Source organism: Stenotrophomonas sp. TWI169 (assembly GCF_039674705.1).
Taxonomy (GTDB): Bacteria; Pseudomonadota; Gammaproteobacteria; order Xanthomonadales; family Xanthomonadaceae; genus Stenotrophomonas; species Stenotrophomonas maltophilia_P.
On the sequence record NZ_JBDJOB010000028.1, the window covers coordinates 36,157 to 45,088 of the forward strand.

The 8,932-nt window shown below is 67.6% G+C and carries 9 protein-coding genes; 8 read left to right on the forward strand and 1 reads right to left on the reverse strand.

Annotation, left to right across the window (positions count from 1 at the left end; all coding sequences use genetic code 11):
* Positions 1 to 4 precede the first annotated feature (4 nt).
* A complete protein-coding gene (locus tag ABE543_RS16945) occupies positions 5 to 661 on the reverse strand; it encodes a TetR family transcriptional regulator (RefSeq protein ID WP_065175050.1) in 657 nt (218 codons plus the stop codon).
* Between the two features lie 313 nt (positions 662 to 974).
* Between ABE543_RS16945 and ndk the strand changes: the two genes are divergently transcribed.
* The 8 genes from ndk to moeB all read left to right on the forward strand — a co-directional run bounded on the left by ndk (position 975) and on the right by moeB (position 8,863).
* A complete protein-coding gene (ndk, locus tag ABE543_RS16950) occupies positions 975 to 1,400 on the forward strand; it encodes a nucleoside-diphosphate kinase (RefSeq protein WP_005409295.1) in 426 nt (141 codons plus the stop codon).
* Positions 1,401 to 1,410: 10 nt separating this feature from the next.
* Positions 1,411 to 2,616, forward strand: coding sequence for a 23S rRNA (adenine(2503)-C(2))-methyltransferase RlmN (gene rlmN / locus ABE543_RS16955; protein ID WP_053520188.1), 1,206 nt, complete (start codon positions 1,411 to 1,413; stop codon positions 2,614 to 2,616).
* Complete coding sequence (gene pilW / locus ABE543_RS16960) at positions 2,603 to 3,388, forward strand: type IV pilus biogenesis/stability protein PilW (protein ID WP_065181337.1); 786 nt, start codon at positions 2,603 to 2,605, stop codon at positions 3,386 to 3,388. The genes rlmN and pilW overlap by 14 nt, the downstream gene beginning before the upstream one ends.
* A gap of 18 nt (positions 3,389 to 3,406) precedes the next feature.
* On the forward strand, positions 3,407 to 4,276 hold the full coding sequence (locus tag ABE543_RS16965) for a RodZ domain-containing protein (RefSeq protein ID WP_065175051.1): 870 nt from the start codon (positions 3,407 to 3,409) through the stop codon (positions 4,274 to 4,276).
* A 64-nt stretch (positions 4,277 to 4,340) separates the two neighbouring features.
* Positions 4,341 to 4,979 (forward strand): tetratricopeptide repeat protein, encoded by a 639-nt coding sequence (locus ABE543_RS16970; RefSeq protein WP_346475929.1) that lies wholly within the window; start codon positions 4,341 to 4,343, stop codon positions 4,977 to 4,979.
* The gene (gene bamB, locus ABE543_RS16975; protein ID WP_053520184.1) at positions 4,979 to 6,187 is read left to right on the forward strand and encodes an outer membrane protein assembly factor BamB; all 1,209 of its coding nucleotides are present in this window, start codon (positions 4,979 to 4,981) and stop codon (positions 6,185 to 6,187) included. The genes ABE543_RS16970 and bamB overlap by 1 nt, the downstream gene beginning before the upstream one ends.
* Before the next feature lie 15 nt (positions 6,188 to 6,202).
* Positions 6,203 to 7,600 (forward strand): ribosome biogenesis GTPase Der, encoded by a 1,398-nt coding sequence (gene der / locus ABE543_RS16980; protein WP_053520183.1) that lies wholly within the window; start codon positions 6,203 to 6,205, stop codon positions 7,598 to 7,600.
* Positions 7,601 to 7,726: 126 nt separating this feature from the next.
* Positions 7,727 to 8,863 (forward strand): molybdopterin-synthase adenylyltransferase MoeB, encoded by a 1,137-nt coding sequence (gene moeB / locus ABE543_RS16985; RefSeq protein WP_346475930.1) that lies wholly within the window; start codon positions 7,727 to 7,729, stop codon positions 8,861 to 8,863.
* Positions 8,864 to 8,932: the final 69 nt, after the last annotated feature.

Below are 8,932 nucleotides of genomic sequence, written 5' to 3' on the forward strand. Positions count from 1 at the left end.
GGAATCAGGCGGAGGCGGGCAGGGCGCTGCCGCTGCGTGCGGCGGCGCGGAACCCGGCTTCGGCGAAATGGATGAGCTCGTGGGCTGCCTGGGCACGATGCGCCGCTTCGGTGACACCGGCGGGACGCTTGATCAGCCCGAAATCGGCCATGGCGTAGGTGAGCGAGCCGGCCAGGAAATCCAGCCGCCAGTACAGCTCTTCCTTGCTCAGGTCAGGCACGCACTCGGCGATGGCCTTGCCGAACGCACGCAGCACGTGGCCGTAATGGTCGGACAGGAACTTGCGCAGGTTGTCGTTTTTCTCGGCGTAGGCGCGGGCGATCACGCGGACGAAGGCGCCGCCGCTCTGGCGGTCCTGGGCCAGCGCCAGCGCCGGCTCCACGAAGGCGGCCAGCACCGGGCGCAGTTCACCGGGGTGTTCGCTGCGGGCGCGTTCGAGCTGGGCCATGCGGGCGCCGGTCATCTCGTCCATGCGACGGCGGAACACCTCGTTGACCAGGTTTTCCTTGGAACCGAAGTGGTAGTTGACGGCGGCGATGTTGACGTCGGCCTGGCTGGTGACCTGGCGCAGCGACGTGCCGGCAAAGCCGTGCAGGGCGAACAGCTCCTCCGCGGCACCGAGGATCCGGTCCTTGGTCGAGAAGTGGGCGGGCTTGGCCATCGGCAGGCGGACCTTAATCAAACGATTGTTTGATACTAGAACCAGACGGTAGCGTATGGCATTTTGCAGTGCAGCAAAACGCGGGGTCCGGTCAGATTTCACTCAGGTGGGTGAATGGGGTACAGCCGGGGGCGGATCCCCGCAGGGGCTCGGACCCCGGCGCCACGAGCCGCCAGCCAGGGGCGCACTACCACCGCGCCGCTTTATCTTTTACAATTCGCCTACGTTTATCAGGCTAAGCCCGCGTTCCGACGCGGGTTTTTTTCATGTACCCTTCGGGCCATCAGCGGCCCGATTCCATTGGAGACATCCCATGGCGCTGGAGCGCACCCTTTCGATCATCAAGCCGGACGCCGTTGCCAAGAACGTCATCGGCGAAATCTACGCCCGCTTTGAAAAGGCCGGCCTGAAGGTCGTCGCCGCCAAGTACAAGCAGCTGTCGCGCCGTGAAGCCGAAGGCTTCTACGCCGTGCACCGCGAGCGTCCGTTCTTCAACGCTCTGGTCGAGTTCATGATCTCCGGCCCGGTGATGATCCAGGCCCTGGAAGGCGAGAACGCCGTGCTGGCCCACCGCGACCTGCTGGGCGCCACCAATCCGAAGGAAGCCGCGCCGGGCACCATCCGCGCCGACTTCGCTGAATCCATCGATGCCAATGCCGCCCACGGCTCGGACTCGGTCGAGAATGCCGCGATCGAAATCGCCTACTTCTTCGCCGCGACCGAAGTCGTCTCGCGCTGAGAGTGATGCCGTGAACGAGGTCGTACAGACACCCGCCATCCAGCCGCTGCCGAAGTCGGCACCCACGGCCGGCAAGCAGAACCTGCTCGACCTCGATCGCGCGGGCCTGGAGACGTTTTTCGTCGAGGTTCTCGGCGAGAAGAAGTTCCGTGCCCACCAGGTGATGAAGTGGATCCACCACCGCTACGTGACCGATTTCGATGAGATGACCGATCTCGGCAAGGTCCTGCGCGCCAAGCTGCAGGATCATGCCGAGGTCGTCGTTCCCAACATCGTGTTCGACAAGCCCTCCGCCGACGGCACCCACAAGTGGCTGCTGGCGATGGGCGTGGATGGCAAGAACGCCATCGAGACCGTGTACATCCCGGACAAGACCCGCGGCACGTTGTGCGTGTCCTCGCAGGTCGGCTGCGGGCTGAACTGCACGTTCTGCTCCACTGCCACCCAGGGCTTCAACCGCAACCTGACCACCGCCGAGATCATCGGCCAGGTGTGGGTGGCTGCGCGCCACCTGGGCAACGTGCCGCACCAGATGCGCCGTCTCACCAACGTGGTGATGATGGGCATGGGCGAGCCGCTGATGAATTTCGACAACGTCGTGCGTGCCATGAGCGTGATGCGCGACGATCTGGGCTATGGCCTGGCGAACAAGCGCGTGACGCTGTCCACGTCCGGCCTGGTGCCGCAGATCGACCGCCTGTCCAGCGAGAGTGATGTCTCCCTGGCGGTGTCGCTGCACGCACCGAACGACGAGCTGCGCGAGACGCTGGTGCCGCTGAACAAGAAGTACCCGATCGCCGAGCTGATGGCCTCGTGCGCGCGCTACCTGCGCGCCAACAAGCGTCGCGAGTCGGTGACCTTCGAATACACCCTGATGAAGGGCATCAACGACCAGCCCGAGCATGCCCGCCAGCTGGCCCGGCTGATGCGCCAGTTCGACAACGCGGTGCAGGCCAAGGACTCGGGCAAGGTCAACCTGATCCCGTTCAATCCGTTCCCGGGCACCCGTTACGAGCGTTCCGAGGAAGCCGACATCCGCGCGTTCCAGAAGATCCTGCTCGACAGCAACGTGCTGACGATGGTCCGCCGCACGCGCGGCGACGACATCGACGCCGCCTGTGGCCAGCTCAAGGGCCAGGTGATGGACCGCACCCGCCGCCAGGCGGAGTTCAACAAGACGCTGCAGGCGGGGAAGGGGAGCGATGCGGCCGCCTGACCGCTTCCGGCTGGCGCTGCTTGCGGGCGTGCTGGCCATGGCGGTCGGTGCCTGCTCCTCCACGCCCAAGGGCCGGCTCGGTCCCAGCGAAGCGCCGGTCTATTCGGTGCGTGACCCGGACGGCGTGCGTCGCCAGGTGCGCGTGAACGACCTGCTGGTGCTGGCCTCGCGCGACATGCAGCTGGGCAATCTGGACGGTGCCGAGAGCAAGGCCCGCCAGGTGCTGAAGCTGCAGCCCGACGAGCCTGACGCACTGGTCCTGCTGGCCGGCATCGATGACCGCCGCGGCCGCACCCGGCAGGCGGGCGAGGGCTTCCGCAGGGCCGCAGAGCTGGCCCCGCAGCGCGGTGACGTACTCAACAACTATGGCGCCTGGCTGTGCCAGCAGGGGCAGGCCGCCGAGTCGCTGGTGTGGTTCGATCGTGCGCTGCAGGCGCCGGGCTATGCCACGCCCGCCGAGGCGCAGGCCAACGCGGGGGGCTGTGCGCTCGACGCGGGGCAGCCCGAACGGGCCGAGCGCGACCTGCGTGCCGCACTCGCGGTGGCTCCGGCCAACCCGGTCGCCCTGGAGGCGATGGCCCAGCTGAGCTTCCGCCAGGGCCGCTACATGGAGGCCCGGGCCTTCGCCGAGCGCAGGATTTCGGCTGCACCCGCAACACGTTCCGTGTTACAACTTGCGTCTCAAATCGAGGCGCGGCTGGGCGATCACGCAGCATCCGATCGCTATCTGCAGCGGATTCGACAGGAATTTCCGCAGGATGCGGGCTCCTAACTCCAGGGTTGATGCATTGTGATTGATGACCAGACTGTGAGCGCTCTCGAGACTGCGGCCGGCTGTGGCACCCGCCTTCGCCAGGCCCGCGAGGCGGCCGGACTGACCCTTGACGACGTCGGACAGCGGCTGCGCATGCCGGTCCAGGTGGTCAGGTCGCTGGAAGAAGAACAGTGGCAGAAGCTCGGTGCGCCGGTGTTCGTCCGCGGCCAGCTGCGCAGCTATGCGCGCCTGCTGAATGTGGATGTGAGCGAACTGCTGGAGCAGGCCCAGGTGGGCCCGGTGGTCCCGCCGACCCTGGTCAGCCATACCCATACCCCGCGTGCGCGCCGGATCGCCGAGAACCTCGGCCGGCGCGTGCTGTATGTCGGCATCACCGCGGTGCTGGCCGTGCCGGTGTGGTTCGCCACGCGCGGCCATTTCGATGGCGGCACGCCGTCGCCGAACACCGCCTCGCTGGACGTGATCCCGGCGACCGTGCCGGTCACCCCCGCCGCCGACGGCGCCGAGCCGGTGGCATCGACGGAGACCTCGGTGGCGTCCACCGCCAAGCCGGCCGCGACCCCGTACGTCGCCTCGCTGGCGCCGGTCCCGCGTCCGGCCGCCACTGCGGCGGGTGCCGGCACCACGCTGGAGATGCAGTTCAACGGAGACAGCTGGGTCGACATCGGCGGCCCCGATGGCAGCACCGTCGAGAAGGCGCTGATCCGGTCGGGCGAGAGCCGAAGCTTCACCCCGGGCCAGGTGACCCGGGTCACTCTGGGCAACGCCTCGGCGGTCCAGGTTCAGCAGAACGGCGCTATCGTCGATCTGGCGCCCTACCAGCGAGCCAACGTGGCACGCTTTCAGGTATCCTCTGAAGGCTCCGTGGTCCCGGTTTCGCACTGAGGCGCGGTTTCACCACCTTCGATAATCCCAATGGTCCCTCCCGATGGGCGGGGCGAGAGTACGCATGGCGATCGACGATCTGCTCGACGAGCACGAACAAAGTGAACGCGTCCGCAGCTGGCTGCGGAAGAATGGCGCCAGCATCATCGGTGGCGTGGCCATCGCCATCGGCGCCATCGCCGGCTGGCAGTGGTGGCAGACGCAGCAGGGCGGCAAGCTGGCCTCGGCCAATGTCGAATACCAGAAGGCACTGGTGGGTCTGCAGCAGAACAAGCTCGACGACGCCGCCAAGGCGGTGAAGGCGCTCGAAGCCGGTCCCTCCAGCATCTACGGCGAGCTCGCGGCGCTGCAGCTGGCCAAGGCCCAGGTCGACGCCGGCAAGAACGAAGAAGCCCTGGCGACGCTGCGCAGCGTGAAGGTCGAAGGTGACCTGCAGCGCGTGGTCGACCAGCGCGTGGCCCGCCTGCTGGTCGCTACCGGCAAGGCTGACGAGGCCATCTCCCTGCTGGGCAGCGCCACCGACAGCGGCAGCCTGGAGATCCACGGCGATGCGCTGATGGCCCAGGGCAAGCGCGATGCCGCCCGCGAACAGTACGAGAAGGCGTTGAAGACGCTGGACGTGGCGGCGCCGCAGCGGCGCCTGCTGGAAACCAAGGTTATGGACGCCGGCGGCACCGTCGCCGCCCCTGCGGAGTCGGTTTGATGAGTCAGAAGGTCATGATCACCCGCGTCGCCACCGTGCTGCTGCTCGGCGTGGCGCTGTCCGGCTGCAGCACCATGAAGGGCTGGTTCGCCGGCAAGGACGCGGAAGCGAAGAAGGCGCAGGAGCCGGCCGAACTGGTCAAGTTCGAGCCGACCCTGAAGGTCAACAAGGCCTGGTCGGTCAATCTGGGCAAGGGTGAGCGTCGCATCGGCGTGCGCCAGGGCCCGGCGGTGGCCAACGGTCACGTGTTCGCTGCGGCGATCACCGGTGGCGTGCACGCCATCGACCTGCAGACCGGCAAGAAGGTCTGGACCTGGGAGCCGAAGAAGGAAAAGAAGAAGGACAAGCTGCGCCTGTCCGGTGGCCCGGGTGTTGGCGAGAACCTCGTCGTGATCGGCACGCTCGACGGCCAGGTCATCGCGCTGGACATCAATGACGGCAGCGAGAAGTGGCGCGCCCGCGTGCCCGGCGAAGTGATCGCCGCGCCGGCGGTGGCCCAGGGCATGGTGTTCGTGCGCAGCAACGACGGCCGCATCACCGCCTTCGACGTGGGCAACGGCACCCAGCGCTGGTTCAACCCGAGCGAACTGCCGGCGCTGACCGTGCGTGGCAATGCGCCGGTGGTGACCGGTCCGGGCGTGCTGTTTATCGGCAGGGATGACGGCGCCATCGCCGCGCTGGCCATGCAGGATGGCCGCACCCTGTGGGAACAGAACGTGGGCAGCGCTGAAGGGCGCACCGAGCTGGAGCGCATGGCCGACATCGACGGTGCGCCGGTGCTCGATGGCAACACGCTGTTCGTGAGCAGCTTCAAGAACCAGACGATGGCCATCGAAGGCCCGACCGGTCGCCCGCTGTGGGCGCGCGACCACGGCGGTGCCGGTGGCGTGGCGGTCTCGTCGGGCAATGTGTTCGTCACCGACAACAAGGGTGGCGTGTTCGGCCTGGACAAGGCCAGTGGCGCGGCGATGTGGTCGCAGACCGGGCTCGCCCGGCGCCTGCTGACCGGCCCGGCACTGCACGGCGACTACGTGGTGGTCGGCGACTACAAGGGATACGTGCACTGGCTGCAGACGTCCGATGGCGCGATGGCGGCGCGGGCCAAGAGCGGCGGTGAAGCTCTGCTGGCCCAGCCGATCGTCGTCGACGGGGTGCTGCTGGTGCAGAACGTGGATGGCAAGCTGACCGCCTTCCGGTTGGCAAATTAATACGGAGTAATCGCGATGCTGCCTTTGGTCGCCCTGGTTGGACGGCCGAATGTCGGCAAGTCGACCATTTTCAATGCGTTGACCCGCACCCGTGACGCCCTGGTCCATGACCAGCCCGGCGTCACCCGTGATCGCAACTACGGCGTCTGCCGCCTCGACGAGGACAATCATTTCCTCGTCGTGGACACCGGCGGTATCGCCGGGGAAGACGAGGGCCTGGCGGGCGCTACCACGCGTCAGGCCCGGGCCGCTGCCGCCGAAGCCGACCTGATCCTGTTCGTCGTCGATGCCCGCGAGGGCACGTCGGCGCTGGATGACGAGATCCTGTCGTGGCTGCGCAAGCTGTCGCGTCCGACCCTGCTGCTCATCAACAAGATCGACGGCACCGACGAGATGGCCGTGCGCTCGGAATTCGCGCGCTACGGTTTCAGCGAGATGCTGACGGTTTCGGCCGCGCATCGTCAGGGCCTGGACGATCTGCTCGATGAAGTGATCCAGCGCCTGCCGGAAGAGGGCAGTGGCGAAGAGCTGGACAACGATCCGAACCGTGTGCGCATCGCCTTTGTCGGCCGCCCCAACGTGGGCAAGTCGACCCTGGTCAACCGCATCCTCGGCGAGGAGCGCATGATCGCCTCCGACGTGCCCGGCACCACCCGCGATTCGATCGCGGTGGACCTGGAACGCGATGGCCGCGAATACCGCCTGATCGACACCGCCGGCCTGCGTCGCCGCTCGCGGGTGGACGAGGTGGTCGAGAAGTTCTCGGTGGTCAAGACCATGCAGTCCATCGAGCAGTGCCAGGTGGCCGTGCTCATGCTGGACGCCACCGAAGGCGTGACCGACCAGGACGCCACCGTGCTGGGGGCCGTGCTCGACGCCGGCCGCGCCCTGGTGATCGCCATCAACAAGTGGGATGGCCTGACCGAGTACCAGCGCGAGCAGGCCGAAACCATGCTGTCGCTGAAGCTGGGCTTCGTGCCGTGGGCGGAATCGGTACGCATCTCGGCCAAGCATGGCTCGGGCCTGCGTGAGCTGTTCCGTGCGGTGCACCGCGCCCACGAATCGGCGAACAAGACGTTCACCACCAGCGAAGTGAACAAGGCGCTGGAAGTGGCCTACGAGACCAACCCGCCGCCGACCATCCGTGGCCACGTCTCCAAGCTGCGTTACGTGCACCCGGCCGGCGCGAACCCGCCCACCTTCATCGTGCATGGCACGCGCCTGAAGGAGCTGCAGGAGTCGTACAAGCGCTACCTGGAGAACTTCTTCCGCAAGCGCTTCAAGCTGATCGGTACGCCGGTGGTGTTCCTGTTCCGCGAAGGTGCCAACCCGTACGAGGGCAAGAAAAACGTGCTGACCGAGCGGCAGATCAAGGCCAAGCGGCGCTTGATGAAACACGTCAAGGGCAAGTAACCGGAAAGGCGGCCGCAGGGCCGCCTTTTTCGTTTGTCGGGGAATGGGGTCAGATCCCTTTCCCGACGGAAAAGGGATCTGACCCCGGGGACGCTCCGTGGGCAGGGCCTGCGCGATAATGGCGCCATGAGCATCCGAGAGCTTTCCCCCGCGCAGGCGCATGAGCGCCTGGCCCATGGCGCCGTGCTGATAGACGTGCGGGAGGCGCACGAGCGCGCCGGTGGCATGGCCGAAGGCGCCCGCGGTGTGGCGAGGGCGGAACTGCAGGCCGACCCGGCCGCGCACCTGCCACGCCCGGAACAGGAAATCCTGCTGATCTGCCAGACCGGCAAGCGTTCGGCCGACGCCGCGCAGGCCCTGCTCGATGCCGGCTACGCGAACGTGGCGTCGGTCGCAGGGGGCACCGTGGCCTGGCGCGAGCAGGCGCTGCCGCTGGTGCAGCCCGTGGCCAGCGCTGCCGACCGTGATTTCTTCGACCGCTACTCGCGCCACCTGCTGCTGCCGCAGGTCGGTGAGGCGGGCCAGCGTCGCCTGCAGCAGTCGCGTGTGCTGGTGCTGGGTGCGGGCGGGCTGGGCGCACCGGCCGGCTTCTACCTGGCCGCCGCCGGGGTCGGGCACCTGCGCTTTGCCGATCACGACCGGGTCGAACGCAGCAACCTGCACCGCCAGATCGTGCATACCGAAGCCAGTGTCGGCCAGCTCAAGGTCGACTCCGCACGCGAGCGCCTGCTGGCGCTGAATCCCGCCATCGACATTGAAGCCGTGCCGCAGCGGGTCACCTCCGACAACGTCGACGCGCTGCTGGACGGGGTGGACGTGGTGCTGGATGGCTCGGACAACTTCCCGCTGCGCTATCTGCTCAACGATGCCTGCATCAAGCACCGGCTGCCGCTGGTGTATGCGGCAATCGAGCGCTTCGACGGCCAGGTGAGCGTGTTCGACGCCGGCCGCCAGCGCGGCGTCGCGCCCTGCTACCGCTGCCTGTTCCCGGAGCCGCCGCCGCCGGAGTTCGCGCCGAACTGTTCCGAGGCCGGCGTGCTGGGCGTGCTGCCAGGGTTGGCCGGCGTGCTGCAGGCCACCGAGGTGTCGAAGCTGCTGCTGGGCATCGGCGAGCCCCTGGTGGGGCGTCTGCTGCGTTTCGATGCACTGGGCATGCGCTTCCGCGAAACCGGCATCGGCCCGGACCCACAGTGCCCGGTCTGCGCGCCGGGCGTGCCGTTCCCGGGCTATATCGATTACGCCGCCTTCTGCCGGGGCGGGTGATTCCGGTAGCGGGGGGGGGGGGGGGGGGCGGGCGGAGCGGGCGGCGCGCGCCGAAAAACCCGCCGAGCC